This is a genomic window from Heyndrickxia camelliae (assembly GCF_002844575.1).
Classification (GTDB): Bacteria; Bacillota; Bacilli; order Bacillales; family Bacillaceae_C; genus Margalitia; species Margalitia camelliae.
The window spans coordinates 141,865-162,594 of the sequence record NZ_PIQO01000005.1; the positions used below are offsets into that span (position 1 = coordinate 141,865).

At 35.5% G+C, this 20,730-nt stretch carries 20 protein-coding genes and 1 pseudogene; 15 read left to right on the forward strand and 6 right to left on the reverse strand.

Annotation, left to right across the window (positions count from 1 at the left end; genetic code table 11):
• Positions 1 to 18: 18 nt before the first annotated feature.
• Positions 19 to 996 carry an aldo/keto reductase gene (locus tag CWO92_RS09305; protein ID WP_101353931.1) on the reverse strand — a complete coding sequence of 326 codons (978 nt, stop codon included), beginning with the start codon at positions 994 to 996 and terminating at the stop codon, positions 19 to 21.
• Positions 997 to 1,276: 280 nt separating this feature from the next.
• Here CWO92_RS09305 and rlmN point away from each other — a divergent pair, with 280 nt between their 5' ends.
• The 3 genes from rlmN to CWO92_RS09320 all read left to right on the forward strand — a co-directional run bounded on the left by rlmN (position 1,277) and on the right by CWO92_RS09320 (position 4,208).
• Positions 1,277 to 2,338 (forward strand): dual-specificity RNA methyltransferase RlmN, encoded by a 1,062-nt coding sequence (rlmN, locus tag CWO92_RS09310; protein ID WP_101353932.1) that lies wholly within the window; start codon positions 1,277 to 1,279, stop codon positions 2,336 to 2,338.
• Positions 2,339 to 2,492: 154 nt separating this feature from the next.
• Complete coding sequence (locus CWO92_RS09315) at positions 2,493 to 2,756, forward strand: hypothetical protein (RefSeq protein ID WP_101353933.1); 264 nt, start codon at positions 2,493 to 2,495, stop codon at positions 2,754 to 2,756.
• Positions 2,757 to 2,795: 39 nt separating this feature from the next.
• The gene (locus CWO92_RS09320; protein WP_101353934.1) at positions 2,796 to 4,208 is read left to right on the forward strand and encodes a LysM peptidoglycan-binding domain-containing protein; all 1,413 of its coding nucleotides are present in this window, start codon (positions 2,796 to 2,798) and stop codon (positions 4,206 to 4,208) included.
• Between the two features lie 31 nt (positions 4,209 to 4,239).
• Here the strand turns inward: CWO92_RS09320 and yfkAB are convergent, their stop codons facing one another.
• Together yfkAB and CWO92_RS09330 are read right to left on the reverse strand one after the other, a co-directional pair.
• Entirely contained in the window at positions 4,240 to 5,355 is a 1,116-nt protein-coding gene (gene yfkAB, locus CWO92_RS09325) for a radical SAM/CxCxxxxC motif protein YfkAB (RefSeq protein ID WP_101353935.1), read from the reverse strand.
• Positions 5,356 to 5,737: 382 nt separating this feature from the next.
• Complete coding sequence (locus CWO92_RS09330) at positions 5,738 to 6,220, reverse strand: ribonuclease H-like YkuK family protein (protein WP_101354026.1); 483 nt, start codon at positions 6,218 to 6,220, stop codon at positions 5,738 to 5,740.
• Between the two features lie 219 nt (positions 6,221 to 6,439).
• On the opposite strand from CWO92_RS09330, the gene CWO92_RS26010 reads away from it, so the two are divergent.
• A complete protein-coding gene (locus CWO92_RS26010; protein WP_233269706.1) occupies positions 6,440 to 7,072 on the forward strand; it encodes a hypothetical protein in 633 nt (210 codons plus the stop codon).
• Positions 7,073 to 7,242: 170 nt separating this feature from the next.
• Here the strand turns inward: CWO92_RS26010 and scpC are convergent, their stop codons facing one another.
• Positions 7,243 to 8,760: a succinyl-CoA:acetate CoA-transferase ScpC gene (gene scpC, locus CWO92_RS09340; protein WP_101353936.1), complete on the reverse strand. Its 1,518-nt coding sequence runs from the start codon at positions 8,758 to 8,760 to the stop codon at positions 7,243 to 7,245.
• Positions 8,761 to 9,134: 374 nt separating this feature from the next.
• The gene (locus CWO92_RS09345; RefSeq protein WP_101353937.1) at positions 9,135 to 9,785 is read right to left on the reverse strand and encodes a LytTR family DNA-binding domain-containing protein; all 651 of its coding nucleotides are present in this window, start codon (positions 9,783 to 9,785) and stop codon (positions 9,135 to 9,137) included.
• 230 nt (positions 9,786 to 10,015) lie between these two features.
• On the opposite strand from CWO92_RS09345, the gene CWO92_RS25005 reads away from it, so the two are divergent.
• From CWO92_RS25005 to CWO92_RS09355, 3 genes and pseudogenes are all read left to right on the forward strand, one after another.
• Complete coding sequence (locus CWO92_RS25005) at positions 10,016 to 10,180, forward strand: DUF3949 domain-containing protein (RefSeq protein ID WP_106426829.1); 165 nt, start codon at positions 10,016 to 10,018, stop codon at positions 10,178 to 10,180.
• Between the two features lie 180 nt (positions 10,181 to 10,360).
• Positions 10,361 to 10,585, forward strand: a pseudogene (locus CWO92_RS09350) (VOC family protein); the annotation flags it as partial.
• A 237-nt stretch (positions 10,586 to 10,822) separates the two neighbouring features.
• Positions 10,823 to 11,368 carry a GNAT family N-acetyltransferase gene (locus CWO92_RS09355; RefSeq protein WP_101353938.1) on the forward strand — a complete coding sequence of 182 codons (546 nt, stop codon included), beginning with the start codon at positions 10,823 to 10,825 and terminating at the stop codon, positions 11,366 to 11,368.
• A gap of 293 nt (positions 11,369 to 11,661) precedes the next feature.
• On the opposite strand, the gene CWO92_RS09360 is transcribed toward CWO92_RS09355, so the two are convergent.
• The gene (locus tag CWO92_RS09360; protein ID WP_101353939.1) at positions 11,662 to 12,084 is read right to left on the reverse strand and encodes an OsmC family protein; all 423 of its coding nucleotides are present in this window, start codon (positions 12,082 to 12,084) and stop codon (positions 11,662 to 11,664) included.
• Positions 12,085 to 13,093: 1,009 nt separating this feature from the next.
• Between CWO92_RS09360 and CWO92_RS09370 the strand changes: the two genes are divergently transcribed.
• The 8 genes from CWO92_RS09370 (at position 13,094) to CWO92_RS09405 (ending at position 20,386) form a co-directional block, all read left to right on the forward strand.
• Positions 13,094 to 13,381 carry an ArsR/SmtB family transcription factor gene (locus CWO92_RS09370; RefSeq protein ID WP_101353940.1) on the forward strand — a complete coding sequence of 96 codons (288 nt, stop codon included), beginning with the start codon at positions 13,094 to 13,096 and terminating at the stop codon, positions 13,379 to 13,381.
• Positions 13,382 to 13,444: 63 nt separating this feature from the next.
• The gene (locus CWO92_RS09375) at positions 13,445 to 14,791 is read left to right on the forward strand and encodes an MFS transporter (protein WP_101353941.1); all 1,347 of its coding nucleotides are present in this window, start codon (positions 13,445 to 13,447) and stop codon (positions 14,789 to 14,791) included.
• An 871-nt stretch (positions 14,792 to 15,662) separates the two neighbouring features.
• Entirely contained in the window at positions 15,663 to 15,791 is a 129-nt protein-coding gene (locus CWO92_RS26290; RefSeq protein WP_268877586.1) for a hypothetical protein, read from the forward strand.
• A gap of 153 nt (positions 15,792 to 15,944) precedes the next feature.
• The gene (locus CWO92_RS09385) at positions 15,945 to 16,637 is read left to right on the forward strand and encodes an aspartate/glutamate racemase family protein (RefSeq protein ID WP_101353943.1); all 693 of its coding nucleotides are present in this window, start codon (positions 15,945 to 15,947) and stop codon (positions 16,635 to 16,637) included.
• 297 nt (positions 16,638 to 16,934) lie between these two features.
• Positions 16,935 to 17,384 carry a hypothetical protein gene (locus CWO92_RS09390; protein WP_101353944.1) on the forward strand — a complete coding sequence of 150 codons (450 nt, stop codon included), beginning with the start codon at positions 16,935 to 16,937 and terminating at the stop codon, positions 17,382 to 17,384.
• Positions 17,385 to 17,594: 210 nt separating this feature from the next.
• Positions 17,595 to 17,930 carry a YrvL family regulatory protein gene (locus CWO92_RS09395; protein WP_235851589.1) on the forward strand — a complete coding sequence of 112 codons (336 nt, stop codon included), beginning with the start codon at positions 17,595 to 17,597 and terminating at the stop codon, positions 17,928 to 17,930.
• A 607-nt stretch (positions 17,931 to 18,537) separates the two neighbouring features.
• Complete coding sequence (locus tag CWO92_RS09400) at positions 18,538 to 19,551, forward strand: helix-turn-helix domain-containing protein (protein ID WP_101353946.1); 1,014 nt, start codon at positions 18,538 to 18,540, stop codon at positions 19,549 to 19,551.
• 40 nt (positions 19,552 to 19,591) lie between these two features.
• Positions 19,592 to 20,386 carry an SDR family NAD(P)-dependent oxidoreductase gene (locus CWO92_RS09405; RefSeq protein ID WP_101353947.1) on the forward strand — a complete coding sequence of 265 codons (795 nt, stop codon included), beginning with the start codon at positions 19,592 to 19,594 and terminating at the stop codon, positions 20,384 to 20,386.
• Positions 20,387 to 20,730 lie beyond the last annotated feature (344 nt).

Sequence of the window (20,730 nt, forward strand, 5' to 3'; positions counted from 1 at the left end):
AGGTGAAACGCTTACCTCTTAAGGCATTACATTCCCACGAGAAGAAACATATAACGAATACCATTCTTCTCTTGTCATTAATTCTGATTGACGTACAGCGTCTGCACAATTTTTAATTCGCTCAGGACTCGTCGTACCAATGACAGGTTGGATTTTAGCAGGATGACGCATCAGCCATCCAAGTATGATGGCTTCTCTAGAAGTTTCTTTTTCACGAGCCATTTTTTCTATTAATTCTTTTGTTCTCACATCTGCTTCGGTCAAACTTATGCTTTCATTTCCAGTATAAATCCCTTTTGCTAATGGGGACCAGGCCTGAATCTGGATATCACTGACCATACTGTATTCCATTAGGCCTTCCGCAAACCTTGTTCCTAGTCCGGCCTGCTGATTCACCAGTACTCCTTGCTCTACCCAGTCAAGCTTATGTAAACTCATTTCAAGTTGGTTAACGATAAGAGGAACATCACAGTATGCCTGCAACAATTGAATTTGCCCCATATTCATATTGGAAACTCCAAAATGGCGTACCTTTCCGGAAAGCTCGAGCTTAGCAAATGCTTCTGCTACTTCTTCTGGCTCCATTAATGGGTCTGGACGATGCAATAACAACACATCTAGGTATTGAACTCCTAGCCTCATCAATATTTCATCTACAGATTTTAAGATATGTTCCTTGGAAAAATCATATCTGCCTGGGCCATTTTCATCTTGAAAGCGAATACCACATTTACTTTGAAGGATGATTTTTTCTCGTAGACCACCATGTGATTTTAAAATCTCGCCAAACACCTTTTCCGCTTTCCCACGTGTGTAAATGTTGGCATGATCAAACATAGTAATCCCAGCTGATAACGCTGCATCAACGGCTTTTTCTCCTTTTAGTATATCCTCATTGGAAATCGTGCTGTTGTCCCAGGCACCACCCAATCCCATACAACCTAAAACCAATCTGCTATTGGAAACTTTTCTTTTTTCTAAAGGCATAATACGCATGTAATGACCTCTTTTCTTTTATAATGGATCATTCTTAGTAATGGATGAATGAAAAAACAAAATATATATAAATACAGATAACACTATAATCAATTTTATGAAAAGTGCCTACATTCATGCAACTTTTAATGGTCGTTTCATCCAGACTTATCATCATTTGGGGTGTTTATTTTCTATGAAATATTGTTATAATAGACTTTTGAAGGATAATAGAAATTCATCATAGATTCATGTTAAAATATATAGTACTGCAAATCTGCTGTCGAAAAGAGGTTTTAAAATGACAAAACAATCCATTTACGGATTAACTATAGATCAGTTAACAGAATGGTTATTAGAACATGGGCAAAAGAAATTCCGCGCTACACAGGTGTGGGAATGGTTATATCAAAAGCGTGTTACTAGTTTTTCAGAAATGACCAATATTAATAAAGATTGTCTTCAATTATTAGAAGAGAATTTCGATATTGAAACCCTAAATATCCAAATAAAGCAAGAATCCAAAGATGGAACGGTAAAATTACTTTCTCAATTACACGATGGAAATTTAATTGAAACGGTATTAATGCGTCAAAAATATGGCTTGTCTGTATGTGTAACAACACAAGTCGGCTGTAATATAGGGTGCTCTTTCTGTGCCAGCGGTATTCTTAGAAAAAATCGCGACCTTGTAAGTGGAGAAATTGTTGAGCAAATTATGAAGGTGCAGCAACACCTTGATGAGGCAGGAAATGGTGAAAGAGTAAGCCATATTGTCGTAATGGGAATTGGTGAACCATTTGACAACTTTGATAACTTGGTTAATTTCTTAAAAATCGTCAATAATCCAAAGGGTCTTGCGATTGGTGCGCGTCACATTACCGTTTCAACTAGTGGTCTTGCACCAAAAATTTATGAATTTGCAGACTTAGATTTACAAGTTAACCTAGCGATTTCCTTACATGCACCAAACAATGAACTTCGTACGCAAATTATGAAGATAAACCGTGCATATCCATTGGAAAAACTTATGCCGGCTATCGATTACTATTTAGAAAAAACAAATCGCCGTATTACCTTCGAGTATATTTTATTAAATGATGTAAATGATCATAAAGAAGAAGCATTACAACTTGCCAAATTATTAAAAGATAAACGTCATCTTACCTATGTCAACCTAATTCCGTATAATCCGGTAAGTGAACATATCCAATATAAGCGCAGCTCAAAAGAATCGATATTGGCGTTCTATGATACTTTAAAGAAAAATGGAATCAACTGTGTGGTACGCCAAGAACACGGAACTGATATTGATGCGGCATGCGGCCAACTTCGAAGTAAACAATTAAAAAAGGCAAATTAAACTTAGTTTAATCTCGTCTCCCATTAGCGGACCAAATCGCATCTGATTTGGTCCTTTTTTATGACTTTTTGTTGATTTATTAGGCAACCGCCGTTGCATAAGGCATGAACCATTCATAATTAATAAGGGAATAGACTAATGGGAGAGATGCCTAATGTATACTTATGACAATTATTATTATCCATCCACATTTAATCCTTATGAGGACTCCATAAGACAACAACAATTATCTCAATTGTTGCAATTACCTCAATGGCAACAGCTTCAAAGAAGAGTTGCTCAGCTTGAAAGAGAAAATAATCTCCAAGATAGGGAAATAGACCAGCTAAGACGTCGTTTACAACGAATAAATCAACGGCTCCGCACTGTGGAGAATCGACTAAATATTCCTTTCACACCTTTTGAAGGCGAATTTTAAAGATACAGGTTGTCTTGAGGAAGGGAAGGAGGATAGGATATGATAATCCATGTGATAAAAAGCGGGGATTCAATATGGAGACTTTCCCAGCAATATGGTGTTAGTGCAGGTCGCATCATCAGAGTAAATGGTCTGGAAAATCCAAATCATCTAGTGATCGGTCAAGCGCTTCTGATTCCGAATCCATATATTCAATATCGGGTCCAACCTGGCGATACAATTGGAACGATTGCGGCTAAATTTGGAATCACCGTCAACGAAATTACTCAAATTAACCATTTAACAAATCCAACCAATATTTTTCAAGGACAAAGGTTAACAATACCAATAATCTTTCATCGTGTAGCGGAACATGAAAACATAAATGACATTGCAGGGAGGTATGGAACTACCGTTCAAGCAATTTTGCAGACCAATAGAATGTCCAGTCCCTCTGGAGTTCAACCAGGAATGACACTAAGAATCCCACAAAGGTCAAAAACAGTTATCGATGTAAATGGATTTACCAATATATATGGGCAAGCCGGAGGACAAATAGTTCGAGATGTTGCCCATAATTTGTCCTTTGTAAGTCCATTTGCGTATAGAATGAAAGAGGATGGTACCCTTGAGTCGCTTGACGATAATCCAACCATTCAGGCGGCACAATCGAACATGGTTATCCCGATTATGTGCATTACCAATTTTTCTCCGACAGAAGCGGGGACTGAGCTTGCACATACGATATTATCCAATCCAACCCTAGTGGAAACATTACTAACAAATGTGATCAATACGATGAAAAATAAAGGTTACCGGGGTCTTAATATCGATTTTGAAAATGTTTCACCAGACGATCGGGAACATTATAATCATTTTTTAGAAAGAGCAGTCGATCGTCTCCATCGTGAAGGCTTTTTAGTATCTTCATCCTTAGCCCCAAAAACGAGTGCCAATCAAAAGGGGCTGCTAGTGGAAGCGCATGACTATCCTGTTCACGGGCGACTCCTCGATTTTGTGGTCTTAATGACGTATGAATGGGGATATCGCAAGGGGCCGCCACAGGCAATTTCACCGCTTCATGAAATAAAACGTGTTATTGATTATGCTGTTTCTGTAATTCCACCAAATAAAATTTTTATGGGATTTCAAATTTATGCGCGTGATTGGCTGTTGCCGCATGTCCAAGGTCAGGAAGCGGAGACATTTGATATGCAGGAGGCTATTAGGCGTGCTGTCCAGCATAATGCTGAAATCCACTATGATGAAGAAGCGCAGTCCCCTTATTTTCGATACACTGATAATCAGGGGCGTACACATGAAGTATGGTTTGAGGATGCTAGAAGCGCAGAAGCAAAGTTCAATCTCGTCAAAAACTATAGATTAAGAGGTGTGAGCTATTGGGTGCTGGGTTATCCGTTTCCGCAGAATTGGGAACTGCTTGCAGACACATTCATTATAAGAAAGTTTTAAAAGGAATAGGCAGCCAACAAGGCTGCCTTATTTAGATTCTTGACTTCCTAGTGGAGAAATCAGTATCAGGATAGTATTTGTTTTTGACTAGAATATTAGGACCTAGACATTGAACAGAAGGACAATGACAGTTCAAAGCCCTCGCAATTGGTTGTTCCATCCATTTTTCAAACATGCTTGGAAGTGTATCATCCTGAATATTGCCAAGAGGTGGGGTATCGCCAAAATCAGTGACGATAACATCCCCGCTAAAGATATTTACGTTTAATCGGGAACGACCATCCGGATCATTGCGTACGGTCACATTTTTACTCTTATATAATCTTTGCAGGAGCTTTAGGTCTTCCTCGTTCGGACTGCATGGATAAAATGGCAGTGTGCCAAACAGCATCCAGACATCCTCAGACCGAATATCCAATAAATGATGAATGGCCGCCCGTATTTCCGCTAAAGTGAGAACTTCAAGGTTTTCAGCGAAATCACTTGGGTACATTGGGTGGATCTCATGTCTTGCGCATTTCATTTCCTCAACTACTTGATGGTGGATATGCTCCAAATAAGGAAGTGTTCTTTTATTCAACATAGTTTCAGCGGAGACCATGACGCCTTCTTCAGCTAAAATTCTGCTGTTCTCTATCATACGGTCGAATAATTTTCTGCGGTTTTCGCGAGTTGGTTTACGCAGCGCATTTGCAAAACCTATGTCGATGAATTCATCAGGCGTTCCCCAATTGTGTGAAATATGTAAAACATCTAAGTAGGGAGCAATTTTTAAATATCGTTCTGTATCAAGTGTTAAGTTGGAATTGATTTGCGTACGAACACCTCTTTCGTGTGCGTATTGCAATAAAGGAAATACATAATTTTCAATCGATTTCTTTGAAAACATTGGTTCTCCGCCGGTAATGCTCATTGCTCGCAAATGAGGGATTTCCTCTAATCTCTGTATGAGTAGATCTAATGGCAAAGCATTAGGATCCTTTGGCTGCAAAGTATAACCGACCGCACAATGTTCGCAACGCATGTTACAAAGAGTGGTAGTGGTGAACTCAATATTGGATAATGTCATTTTCCCATGTTCTTTTACATCCATGTAAGCTTCCCACGGATCAAAATTAGGGCTAATGATTTTTGCTGTAGTTTGCATATAAAAAGACTCCTCATAAGTAATCTATTACTCTAGCATTATTAAAAACGAAAGGCGAAATGTCAATGGAATGTGGAAATATGGGAAGGTGCTTAATTTTCAATTATTTTAAAAGAATTTTATGACTTGAAGAAAAGACTTATGTATGTAGGTATTTATTTTTATAAAGGCTCTTTTCTTAAACTTTGTATAATATCCAAAAGCCGATTTTAACCTGTTGCTATTTACATATGAGTAAAAATCGGCAGTAGGATTTTTACCGTAATTTTCTGCATTAAATGAAAACGGAATGTAGAAAAGAGCGCAAATTCTATCCATTTCAAGGGTTATACAATTATTGAAAAAGACAACAATCTTGGCGACAGCCTTTATAAAAAAGTACCTATTTTGTATAACGATTTGCATAACTAGAAGCTACAAAGGCATTGGGCTTAATCTTTGGCTCTACGCCCATGGACTCCATTCTAGCTACCATTTCCTTTACAAACTCGCTTGTTTTGTTACGTTTACCAGCTCCAATATCGATATGGCCCTCCATGGAAAAGGCAGATCCTTCATAAACATGGGGAAGGACGACATTGATTAGTTTGTTTTTCCGTTCCTCAGTAAATAACGATACAATTTCCTCTGTTAGCGATAATTCATAGGAAATACGTTCGTGCAAATGAGTCATTTTTCTGGGGATCAGAACCTTTTTGATGCAAGCCCAAACCCCGTTACCTTCTTGCTGTATGACAATTCCTGAAATAAAAATAGTATGGGATTTATGGACCTGTGAGTCAGTACCCACCATTAATTTGAATTTCCCTTTCGGATTTGACTGCATGAATTCTAAAATATGCTGAAAGACCTCTTCGAAGGACATCGCTGACTTTTGTAAATTGAGATATGGTGAAACATACACCGGGGATGGTTTCAATGGGATAAACACCTGTCTTTCTATTTTTAACTGTGCGTGTAATATATTATGGTGTGTTTTTAATGGTCGTGCAGGGATATGGAAAACGAAGTCTTTCTAATTATATGAATTGACCCTTTCGGATAGGCTGATAATAAAATCTTACGCGAAAAAGGAAGATGTTAGATGCTTGGAAATCGATTACTTGGGTTCATGATTATCATCGGTGGGGTTTTCATATTGATTGGAACCATTCTGCATCCTATTCTGGTTGACCCATTCGCTGGGGAGGAAGCCTATCATAAATTTAAACATTCAGATCTATGGATGTTTGATCATATTCTAATGCTGTTAGGTATGTTCTTATGGTTAGGGGGATTAGCCGGAAGCAGTTCTTCTTTCGGAAAAAAGGCAGGAAAAACTGGCGCGGCTATGTTTTATATTTCATTAGGTATGTGGATCATAATCCTTTCTACTGAACTGACACTGCTGCCAATGCTAGGCAAAGAAATTAGTAATAGCAGTCAGGTTATGTTGAAAAAGGTTTGGGAAGCTAATTTTTCCTTTGGGCTTTTAGCAGGGTATTTTGCCGTTGCTTTCGGTTGGCTGGGGGTAGCGCTATATGGATGGAATGGGAAGGGAACCTTTTCCCTTTGGTTCCAAAGGGCTGGATTATATAGTGGTATTTGGGGCTTTGCAGGAATTGTATTCACTTGCTGCTTTTTTCAGTCCGCCTATATAGTTCTTCCTCTAACATCAGGGCCAGTGTATCTGTGGACAATGTGGTGGGGCTGGAAGTTATGTCTGTTAAGGATTTAACTTTGAATGAAACAGTTGGCGGACAGGAAATCCGTTGTTCTTATCAAATGACCTCGATTAGGATCTCACTTTCCGCAAATATCAGAAAATCCCTCCATTTTTTATCGATAAAGAGAAGAGTCTGCAAGCACAAATTTAAAAAACCTGCCACGAATAGCAGGCTTTATCTATTAAAATATTTCTGGTGCTTTTTCGAGCATGGTTCCGTTCTTTTTATAATGAATATGCCATGAGAATGCTTTTTCTAAGACATGCGGAGTTTGTCCGCCCCTAGTTTTTGCTTCATTATAATACTCCCAAAGCTGATCTCGATATAACGGGTGTGCGCAGTTTTCGATAATAAGCGGAACTCGTTCCATAGGAGCCAATCCTCTTAAATCGACATATCCTTGTTCAGTAACAATTACATCCACATCATGTTCAGTATGATCTACATGAGCAACAAAAGGGACGATGCTTGAAATGTTTCCGTTTTTCGCTACCGATTTCGTTACAAAAATGGCTAGTCGGGCATTCCGAGCAAAGTCACCTGAGCCGCCGATTCCGTTCATCATATGAGTGCCGCTAACATGTGTGGAATTAATATTTCCATAGATATCTACTTCCAAAGCAGTGTTGATGGATATTAATCCTAATCGACGGATGATTTCAGGATGATTGGAAATCTCCTGCGGTCTTAACAGGAGCTTATCTCTATATTTTTCTAAATTTGAATAGACCTGTTTCATTTTGTCATCAGATAAAGTAATCGAACAGCATGATGCAAAACTTACTTTACCAGCATCAATCAAGTCAAAGACCGCATCCTGTAAAACCTCTGAATATACCTCTAAATCTGTAAACTCTGATTCGATAAGTCCATGCAATACGGCGTTTGCCACAGAACCAATTCCTGATTGTAACGGAGCGAGTTTATTCGTCAATCTGCCTGCTTCAACCTCTTTTCTTAAAAATGAGATTAAATGGTTAGCCATTGTTTGGGTTTCTTCATCGGGTTGAACAATGGTGGAAGCAGAATCAATCTGATGAGTGAAAACGATTCCAAAAATCTTGTCAGTATCTACAGGAATTCCTAACGTACCAATTCTATCACTGACTTTTGATAAAGGAATTGGATTTCGTTCTCCTTGCTTTCCTGTTTCATAAATGTCATGAAGTCCTTCTAAACCTTGTGGTTGGGCAGTATTAATCTCGATAATAACTTGCTTTGCTTTTTCGACAAAGATAGAAGAATTGCCAACAGAAGTGGTGGGAATAATCATCCCATCTGTACTAATAGCAATTGCTTCTACAATGGCGAAATCAATAGGACCAAGGACATCAGCACGAATAGATTCTGCCATATGGGATAAATGCTGATCAACAAAAAGCGTTTCGCCTTGATTGATACTTTTACGCATCGAACTGTCTGCTTGAAAGGGAATGCGTTTATATACCATACCGGCCTCTGCCATTAATTTATCAATATCTGATCCCAAGGATGCGCCAGTATAAATATTTACCTGTAGTGGTTCAGCTTTTGCTCGTTCAATTAAGGCGGTCGGAACAGCCTTGGCGTCACCAGCTCGTGTAAATCCGCTTAAACCTAATGTCATTCCGTCTTTTATCCAAGAAGCTGCCTCACTAGCAGTAACCACACGGTCAACTAAACGAGAATCTCTAATATATTTTGAAATATTTATTTCCATTTACGGTCACCCTTTGTTCGCTTTTTAAAAATTTTATCAATGAATGAACAAGGATTCATTAGTTTTGGTATGAAAAGGCTTTATTTTTGTTTAAAGCAGAATATTTTTAACATAAGGCAGATATGGGGAAAAATAAAAACAGTTTGCATATAATGATACAAACTGTTTTTTTAAGAAATAAGAAAATATAAGTTCTTTGAAGACAAAAAATATAAACAAGTATAGACACTGTCTAGCTCCAACGCCTATCGGCCGACTCCTCCCTACGTTAATTCAACATTAGCTCGCGAACTACCTCAATGCGGTTTCCTTTATCTCAGTCGAAGACTATGAAACCCGTATGCCGATGAGCAAGGCGCTTTTTCGCTTTTCTATCAGAAATGAAGAATCTTACGAAATTGACTCGAGTACGTTTGACTAACAGGTATTCTTGTTCCATCCTTCATTAAAAGTAAAAAGGTTGAATGTGATTCAGGATGAATCTCGGCTATGTAATGGATATTGATAATGTAAGATCTGTGACATCTAATAAACATATCACTAGGGAGATAAAACTCTAACTCTGTTAAGTTTAGCTTATGCACCCCGACCATCATTTCTGTGTGAACATTGGTTTTTCGGCTCAAGGCCTCTAAGAACATTACGTTTTTAAAGGAAACAGGATACCAACGATCATTAGCTTTTATTGTTAAAAAGGAAGTTGGAAATTCGAGAGGTTTCTTCGGCAAAATGGCGGTTATACAGCCCCTAACCTTTTCACCATCTAATATTGGTACAGACATGCCGAAATATGGTATCCCCAGGACATCCTTCTCAATGTAATCAGAAACTTTTTGGTGGAAGGATAAAGCTTTATGGGATGCCGTTCCCTCACGAACCCGATCACCAGGCTTAATTTTTAAATCAATTTGATTACTAGGCTGATAATAAATATATTGCTGATTATTTGTTACGGCAATGGATGTATATTTTGGAACTAAATCACGAATAACCTCCATAATCGATAACACCGTTTGCTGATCCACGCTGACCTACACCTTCCTCAACAAAAGCAAAAATAAACACAACAAACTACAGCGCTTACAACCATTATACCATGTGGTGCCTGGCACCACAAATGGACAAATCAGCAAATTGTCCTTCTGTGGTGGACAGTTTGGCTTTAACTATAAATGCATAAAATCTGCCGAATTATTGAATCCAATCGCATTTTCAACCGTATGCATACTAATAACTCTTTAAGGAGGAAAAGTTAATGGATCTAGCTGTGATAGCTTTTATTTCAGCTTTGGTTTTATTTTTCCTTGCTATGATTCCTTTACAATACCATTATATAAAAGAGATGCATGAGAAGAGGATAAGGACCCAACAATCAAATGAAGAAATCGTGGATGGCATGTCTTTAAAGAGCAGCAGTTAACCTTCAATATGCAAGGAAGTCTGCTTACCTACCATCGAGTTTTATAGCGTGGATCATATTTAAAATACGTCATCGATCTGCATAAGAGTATAAATCGAAAGTTAGATTTATCCTTGTATTATTCGTTGTACCGACTCTCCTTACTGCTAGAAAAATAGGAAACTAATCCGAGAGCCAGGTGAATCCTTTATTGGAAATCAAGCAGGGGGCCGAGTTTTTCTATTCCTTGGAACAAATGATTATTGGCGAGACTATAATGATATGCTGGAAAAAGGGATAGAATTTATTAGAGAACCAAAGGAACAACCCTATGGTATTGTTGCAGTATTTAAGGATTTATACGGAAACCTAGGGGATCTAATTCAATTTGAGGAAAATCATCCATTGTTTCAAAGAGTAAAATAGACTCATGGAACTGACATTATTTGCTGTAAAAAATTTTTGTGTAGGTAAAAATGCAAATATTATTTAACAGGTGCATTGATGTAACAAAAGATGCTCGCTCTTTCCTTTATGAAGTATAGTGGGGGGCTAGTAAAAATAGATAACCTTTTGTGTGCTACCAAATTCTACTTGAATGGAGTATACATCATACTTTTGCTAGATGAATAAAATGGCATTAAAAGATTTTGGAGGGATTTTATGAAGCTAGTAGGTCAACAAATTTATCTTCGATTTTTTAAAACTTCGGACGCCAGCGAATTAGCTAACTTACATATTAGAAATCGAGAATTTTTTCAACAAGTTAGCCCATTGCTCCCAGAAGACTTTTATACAGAAGAACATCAAAAAGTACGCATTGAACGGGCATTAAAAAAGTCAGATGAAGGGCAATTATATGCTTTTGGAATTTTTTTGAAAGCAAATGATAAACTTATCGGAGATATTTCATTAACTCAAATTGCTAGGGGAGATCTACAAAGCTGTTATACAGGATTTACTTTAGATAAAGAGTATAATGGAAAGGGCTATACAACAGAAGCTCTTCAACTTGTCGTAGACTTTGCTTTTAAAGAATTAAAGCTACATAGAATTGAGGCGGGAGCTATGCCTGACAATATAGCATCTATTCGTGTATTAGAAAAAGTAGGGTTTAAAAAAGAAGGTATAGCGAAAGAAAATCTAAAGATTAATGGCAAATGGACGGATCATCAAATATTAGCTATTATTAATAATTTGGATGTATAAGCATATTCCCTTTGAATAACGATGAAAAGGGTCGCAACTGCGTCTCTTTTTCTTGTTTAATTATCGGGCAGCTATTCCTGGAATGAAAAAATATGCGGTTTGAGTATAAAAAAGCCCCTTGGTAAGATAAGAGTGACCTAGCTTGGCGGCAAAAAGGGCACAAACATAACTACCAGGAGGCTATTTAAATAAATGATAACCATAATGAAAAGCTGTGCTTAAAATACTTCTCAAACGTTAATTATAGGCGTTGTCATTCCTAAATACAGGAGTGCATATTCTTTCCTAACGATTTAAATGGATTTTGTTTCTGTGCCATTAATGGAGTAACTTACACGAATAGTTGCACTTAATGAATGGGCTACTGAACAATATTTATCTACTGAAAGCTGAATGGCACGAACCACCTTCTCTTCGGGAAGGTCTCCTTCTAATGAATAGTGAATGTGAATTTCTGTGAATTTTTTTGGGTGATCGTCTGCTCGCTGACCTTCCACATCCATGTAAAATTTAGTAGGGTTCAATCGCATTTTTGTCAAAATAGAGATAATATCAATTCCTGTACAGCCTGCTACTGCGTTAAGGAGTAATTCAGTTGGCCGCGCTCCATTATTTGATCCTCCAACTTCTTCGGCAGCATCCATTTTTATTTCATGACCGGAGGGTGTTATACTCGAAAATGCCATTTTACTATTCCAATCTAACCTAATCTTCATTGTTTTAACCTCCTAGTTTTTCTATATAAATATATGTAGTCATTATATTTTAGTTTAATGAATTTATATTGTTTCCAGTAATCCGGATTTTAAACTGATTCTTGTTTTTTGCATCTCCTTCAAAAAAGAGTACTGAGCTGCTGAATGGTGGTGTTTTTCTTCTTTTACTAACAGGACAGGTTTAGGACATAGTATTAAGTAGTTGCCTCTTTAGGAACTCTTCTAAATTAGGGGATTGTTTGTATTTAATAGCAGCCATCATGTCTTTTTCCAAAATCACTTTAGATAAGTCAGTATTATTTATACTTGCTATTGCAACAGAATAATGTATGAAGTCTGCTAATTCTTTTTCTAATGAGGAAATTCCGCTATTCTTCTATTTTATTCAACACTTTAGCTACCTCACCAACTTCTTCAACCAGCTTCATAAATAAACCTGTTGTGGAACGCCCCTCCTTATATTTTATAGCAAGATAATCTAGCAAACCTTAAAGTTAATTTATCCATGCCTTATATTCCATCGAATTTAGTTTTTTGGTAAAAATCTCACATGAAATTATTCAATATATGACAAAATATTAACATAATTTCTTGCCTTATATTGTAATTTGTTCATCTTTTTAAAATATTCAAGGTTTTGATTCATTATTGTAATGCAGTTAATAACTGTACATTAAAATATATAAATTTTGTTCAACTAAAAGGTGCAAGAATCCAGTTGCCAATTTGGTGGCTTTTTTTATTCGACTAACGGGGAAGTTTAGATTTAATAAGTATTTTTAAAATATTTTCACTCTGCATCAATACAAATCTAAAATAAAATAACTGGAAACGTAAAAGAATAGTTAATGGAATTAAAAATGATGGAATCTATGTTTTTATAGAGAGATTTATTGTAACAGCAATTCATTCTTATTATATTTTATTTGAAATAGCACAGAAAATTTATCTTCATAATAAAATTATTTTAGGTATTGACAATATATTTGTTTATTTTTACAATAGTTTTATGACTTTAGAACAATTGAGTGATAACCAAAGGATCAAAATTTTTAATGCGTTAGCAGATGAAAAAAGAATTAACATCATCCGTATATTATCTCATCATGAAAATCGCCCACGTTGCTCGGATATTGGAAGGAGGTTAGAAATAAGCAAATCAAATGGTTCTTATCATTTGAAAATTTTAGCCGAAGCAAATCTGGTGCATATCGAAAGAGAAGGGGTAACGAAATATGTTTCTTTAAATAAGGAGACTTTTAATCAATATTTACCCGGATTTTTGGCTACGTTATAAAGTAGCCTATTTTTCTCGCTAATAGTTCTAAAGTTTTATGACTATAAAAATAAGGTGATTTATATGAAAAACAAGATGAATAAGCTTATAGCAACATTATGTTTAATCGTATTGGCAGGTGTAATGAATTCAATATTATTTAACGTAACACTAGAAGACATGGCTAAAGACTTGAATGTTACAAGTTCTGCTATAAGTTGGATAGTTATTTCATACACTTTGGTCATAACATTTGGATCGGTAACATACAGCAAGCTAGCTTCTTATTTCCAAATTAAAAATCTATTGCTATTTGGAGTCATAATGTTTACTTTAGGTTCTTTAATAGGATATTTCTTCAATAGTTATATTTTGGTATTGTCAGCTCGTATTATCCAAGCAATAGGTGGTAGCTCATTTATTGCTCTTTCCATGATTACAGCCAATCAATTTATTCCAGTATCTATGCGTAATTTCGCCCTTGCCTTGATAGGAGGGTGTCTATCACTAGGTTCTGGCTTAGGATTCTTAGTTGGTGGGATACTTTCTTTAACATGGGGATGGCACTCTTTATTTTTATTAACAAGTCTGACGTTACTAACGGTTTTTGGTATTTACACTCTACTTCCCTCCGGATATGCCAGCAAAGAGAGGATAACCGAGCCTTTTGATATTCTAGGTTTGTTCTATTTAGTCATATTTGTTACATCATTCATCTTAGGTGTAAAACTAAATAGCCTTCTACTTTTTCTAACTATAATTTCTCTTTTTTTGTTGGGTTTGCATAGTAAAAAGAAAAGAAAAGTTTTATTTATTGATCCTTCAGTTTTGAAATATTTTTCTTTTAATAAGTTACTCTTGATTAGCTTTATTAATAATGCTGCCATGGTTGCTATTTTGTTTTTATATCCTTCATTGATGAATAGAGCATTTCATTTATCATCTGTACGGATAGGTTTTATCATTTGTATGGGTTCTATAATTTCATTTTTATTCAGCTTACTGATAAGAAAATTAGCTAGTTCTATGAGCAATGAAAAGTTAATGTTTATATCAATAGTGATTCAATTAATTAGTTTTTGTACCCTCTCATTTTTCGGCATGACTTCCATTATAATTGCAACTTTAGGTCTTTTTTTGATTTATTCATGCTATAGCACATTAACTGTGATTATAAACCAAGAAATACCACTTCATGTAGAGCAAGACAAAACTTCAATGGGGTTGGGAATATACAATCTTATAAATTTTTTAGGAATGTCTTTTGGACCAACTATGTCAAGTAGGATATTAGGTATCAGTACCAATTATACCTTTGTACTTCAAAGTTTCACTGTTTTATTAATAGGATCGTTACTATTAATGTTAGTTGGTAGAAGGAGAGTCGATACTCCATATAACGGAGCATGCCATATTAGAGAAGAACAGTGATAAGGTGTCTATCACTACTGGGCAGTATTACTAAAACAAAAGAAAAGATAAGATAAGTTTTGAAAGATTGTATTTAACCAAAAGAAGTAAGAGTTAAAGTTCAAAGCTGTCATTGCACTAAAGAGACAGATTAGTTAAAGAATTTTCTTGCTTATAGTTAGGTGTAACACAAAATGGATTTAATATTCTTAATATTATCAAAAACTAAAAGGGGTTTATGGGGAAATTTGTAGCGATTTTGCTGGCAAAAGATAAAAAAAGAGTCAAAACTATTTATTTATGGGCCTTTTAAGGATAATGACAAGGCTATACAAATATTACTTTGTAATACCATTGAAGAAGCAACTAGTCTAGAAGAGTAACCCATTTATTAAAGATGGTTATTATGCTATATATGAAGTAAATCAGTTGATAGAAGCTAACGAGGATAAACTCTTCAATTTAACTAAATAAAACGTAACCTATATTAAAGTAACGGTAGCAGGAGTTAGAAATCCTGCTACCAATTTGGTCGCTTTTTTTTATTCGACTAAACGGGCGTGTAGTTCATGAAGGAATTGCATATCTCATTGTGGAATTATTAAACTAAGAAATGTTTTTTCAGGAGTTGGTCAGATGGGAATTTAAATAAAATTGATTATAGTTATTTCATCAATCAAGCTGTAATAAATGTAAACACTGAAGAAAAAGTTCCTTTGGGAATTATTTTTCAAAATGGGTCTCTTATTGGAGAATTCGTAAAGGTGATGAAATTTTATTAGGTGAAACGGATTGTATTTCTGCACCAAAACAATTCTCTTATAACAATGTGAAGGAACTACTCCTCTCTAAGAAAATAGTAAACATTTCTTATTATCGAGAGTTATTATTTGTGATGGAATTTGAAGATAATCTATCACTTGAATTGTTTCACGCTAGTTCTTATTTTGAGGGATGGGCATTACGAGGGGACGATGGATTTGACGTGTTTACATTGCCTGGTGGGGAAGTCTGTTATTAACGTAACTGGAGCTTGTGTATTGAACAATGTGGTTGCAGGGAAATCCTATTTTTTCCTCAACAAAAGAGGCATTTTAGTTGAAAAAGCTAATTAATAATATAAATAAACTTTATATATAATGTATCGAAATAGATATAGTTATGGGGGATTTTTATGCAGACAATTGGATTAATTGGAGGAATGAGCTGGGAATCTTCAGCTGAGTATTATCGAATTATTAATGAAGAAGTAAAAAATAGATTGGGTGGTTTACATTCAGCAAAATGCTTGTTATATAGTGTTGATTTTGAAATGATTGAGCGCTATCAAGCTGAGGGCGAGTGGGAAAAAGCTGGTAAACATTTAGGTGATGTTGCTCTTTCATTAGAAAAAGGTGGAGCAGACTTTATTGTTATCTGTACAAATACAATGCATAAAGTAATTGAATATGTTGAAGAAAAAATAGACATCCCCATTTTACATATAGCTGAAGCAACAGCAAATCAAATTAAAAAATCAAACATTAGTACGGTAGGATTATTAGGTACTAAGTATACTATGGAGCAAGAGTTTTATAAATCTCGATTAGAGTCAAACGGTATAAGGGTGTTAATACCAAATCATTCTGAACGAGAAATAATAAATAAAGTTATATTTGAAGAATTGTGTTTAGGAAACATTCAACAATCATCAAGGGAGTATTACAAAAAAGTTATTAAGAATTTAATTGATAATGGAGCCGAAGGAATAGTATTAGGCTGTACAGAAATTGGATTGTTAGTAAAACCAGAAGACTCAGATGCTCCTTTGTTCGATACAACGTTTATTCACGCTATTGAATCAGTAAATATGGCTTTAAATAATTAGTTTGATAACACAGGTATTAATTCATAAGCATGTTTCTTATTTCCTTATACAAAAAATGGAGCAACATTTCTACATTGAATGTAGGTTTTCAAATTATTTTATGTGAATTAATAGACTTAAATTAAAGGTAAATAGTTAAAGAGCCAGCTGCCTATTTGGTGGCTTTTTCGACTAACGTGGCAGCTTTGTTGAAGAAGGATTTGTCTAAAATAAGACGACTTTTATTACAGTAAAGGAGTTTTGATTCTGAAACTTATTTAATTCTTAAGAAATAATCAGTTTTTAGTAGGTGCTAATATGGAATGGATTGAAATTAAAGGAAATGAAGATATTAATAAGCTACTTAAAATGTTTGGTAACTTTCACGATAGCTGTTTAAAAGAGTTATTGATGTGGACTGAAAGTTTTGTTGACAAAGACCTGTCTATGGGAGTTGGATTAGGACTTGATACCAATATACGAATGCTTTTTCAGAGACAGTTCAATAATCCATCCGCAATAGAATTGTTATTCGAAGGAGTAACACATTTTCATTTAAATCCAAGTCCCGAAAATTACGATTCAATTATCTTAGATGCTATCCTCTTATTACAAGATGGTAATTTCTATTGGGCAGATGCCTATGATTGGAAACCAATTAGCCACGATGATGAAGTTACTTGGATCGCATCTAAAAAAGTTAAATGGCGCGATGTAAGCAATTGGATGGGGGACAACAGAAGATATGGTGTGATAAATGAAGGTTAAGTTTTTTGCTTCTACAACAAACTGGTGCATTACTGAATAAGGAATGCATGAACAAATGGGGCAGAAAAGTATAAGTATGTGTATTATAACGTTGGGACTTAATATGCTATTAATTTTTAAGTTAATGAAAAAGGAAATGTAACTAAGTAATGAACCGTAAAAAAATCGATTTCGAAATTTGGGTTTATTTGAAAAAGCGTTATTGGGAGTATATTTTTTGGATTTGTAGGCTTTTTTAATTTATTCGGAGTACGATGTACATCCCCATACTCTCTTATAAATTTTATATTGTTGTTGTTTCTTTATGGCGGTGTAGTGGATTTAATTTCTATTACTTTAATCACATTGTTATCCCAATATGTATCGGGAAAATACAAATCATTTTTTACACGAATGTTAATAGATTGCACATTTACCTGGTTAGCATTGCATATGGTAGATGAAGCTATGAATAGCATTACAATACCATTGAAAACAGAAACTGTTGCCGTTTTATTATTATTCATTATTGTAAATGCCTTTGATAATAAAGAAAAAAGTAAGTAATTTTTATTCTAATTGAACTAAAGGGTGCAGTTTAAAATCCAGCCGCCATTTCGGTGGCTTTTTTTATTCGGCTAACAGGGCAGGATAATGGAACAAGGATGATAAAATACTTGTAATTAAACCATAAGGAGTGGGTCATCTATATGCCTGGGAAGTCAGAGTGTCTAGTTCTAATCATCTAACCAACTTGAAACGGTGAATATTGTATATGAAAATAGTACTTATTTTCATGGGGCAGACTTGTTTAATAAAAATATTGATTTTATATATGGTGAAAATTTATCAGTGAAGGGGGAAAGTCTTTTTTTATTGGGCTAAAGTTAGAGTAGCTAATGCAGTTGTATGGACTTTGATACAAAATAAATTAGTTGTTAAATAATTTTAAATAAATAATAATGAAAGGGCTCAAATTCAAGAGATTCTAATGAAGGTTAGCCTGAATACTAGTAGCTCATTCATTATTTGACGTCTATTGCTAGTGTATTGTCGTTTTATGCTAGTTACAGAAGCGGATTATATAAGTAAAATGAAATAACTGTTCCGTTAGCAAATTTATCTGCGTTTATTTTGAAAACGTTCATGTGTTAATAGATGAGAGGTGTAATATATGACTGAACATCCTCGTATTAAAATACCGGATGGATTTTGGGCAGGACTGTATCAACTTGGAGTTACGGCTCAAGCTGTAGCTAGGAAAGCGAAATTGCCACTTACGGTAATCACTGAATCTGTTGTTACTACTGAGCAATATTTCGCAATATGGCAAGCATTTTCTGATCTTGTCGGTAATATGGAAGCGGCGATAATTAAGCTTCCGAAAGTATTTGAACCATCTCATTATCCACCATCTGTACTGGCAGCTTACCATGCTCGTGACTACCGGGATGCTCTAAATAGAATGGCTCGGTATAAAGAAATGTGTCCTCCTGAAAATATTCGCATTGTGGAGGAAGGCGGAAGTTGTATCATCGAAGTGGAGTGGTCGGATACTGATCAACCAGGTCCACCTTTGCTTGTTGGAACTACGCTTGCATTTTTACTGGAGCTTGGGAGACGTGGTACGGGTGTGCCTTTAAAAGCGAGTTTAGTAGAGTTTAAACATACCATGAATCCAGTACAAGGAATGGAAGATTACTTTGGTTGTCCTATCCAAATTGGTGAAAAATGCAACAGATTGACATTGCATAGAGAAGATTTGGATCGCCCATTTGTTTCTTACAATGCGGAATTACTGGACATATTAACCCCCATACTCAACCAAACGTTGGACGAACAGCGACGTCGTCACTCTATGACTGAGATAGTTAAGTGGATATTGAAACGCAGTTTAACAGGAGATCGAGTAGAAATACAAAATGTAGCAAGTGAATTGCGAATGAGCGAACGTACCTTACAGCGCCGACTGAATGACGAACAAACTAGCTTCAAACAGTTGTTGAAAGAAGCCCGCCATGAACTGGCAAGAGAGTACTTGTCCAATCTTTATTTAGATATTAAAGAAGTGGCCTTTCTAGTAGGGTATAAAGATCAGAGCTCGTTCTATCGAGCTTTTCGTGGTTGGGAAGGTATTACCCCGTTAAATTGGCGTGCTGAATATGTAAATATAAATTCAATAAACTGAAACCGTTTAATTTGATGAAACGTAAAGGAGAAGTAATAGGATGGAAATGGGATTAAACAATAAAACAGCGTTAGTAACAGGTTCCACTAGAGGAATAGGTAAGGCAATTGCTATAGAACTAGCCAAAGAAGGAGTGAACGTCCTTATAAATGGACGTAATTATGGAGAGGTAGAACGAACAGTAAAGGAAATTAAATCAACTTTCCCAGCAACTTCTCCCCAGAATGCTACAGCTGATATCACTGATGCCCAACAAAGAGAGGCATTATTTAAAAAATTCCCCAGGGTTGATATATTAGTGAACAACATAGGAATATATGAAATTATGCAGTATGAAGATATTACTGATGAAATATGGGAGAAATACTTCCGTACTAATGTATTAGCTGCTAATGGATTGTCCAAATATTATTTAACGAAAATGTTGGGGAATAATGATGGCCGCATTATCTTTATTGCAAGTGAAGAAGCAGTAATGCCTTCTGGGCAGATGCCTCAGTATTGTATGACAAAATCCATGCTTTTATCATTGTCCAAAAGCTTATCTAAATTAACAAAAGGAAGCGAAGTTACAATCAATACGATTATGCCTGGACCTACGCTTTCGGAAAATGTACAACAAATTATTGAGGGAATTTATAATAATGATAAAATGTCTTTTTCAGAAAAAGAAAGACATTTTATGATGAAAAATCTACCTCAATCTGAAATTCAGCGATTTATTAAACCTTTGGAAATAGGCAGACTAGCTGTATTCTTATGCAGTCCATATGCATCCGCATTTAAGGGATCTCCAATCCGTATGGATGGAGGAATGGTTCCAACCATTTATTAATACGTAATAATTGCTACTATCATAGTAGCTTTTTTATTTAATGTTACAAACTGGCCGCATTTCCTTTATAAAAAAATTTAAATTATGATAAGTTTGTGATGAAATACACTTAATCTAAAGGGGGCAAAGAGTTTAAAATCCAGCTGCCAATTTGGCGGCTTTTCTTATTGAACAAACGGGGCAATTTAGTGCAAAAAGGATTTCTTGCAAACATAAAAGAATTACTCACCTAGAGGTGTCAATATTTATACAGGGGCAGTGTAGTGGATGAACCATTTTCCTACCTTTTAAAGAAATGAGGGATAAATATGAAACTAGGAGAATTGAATCAACAACAAATAGGA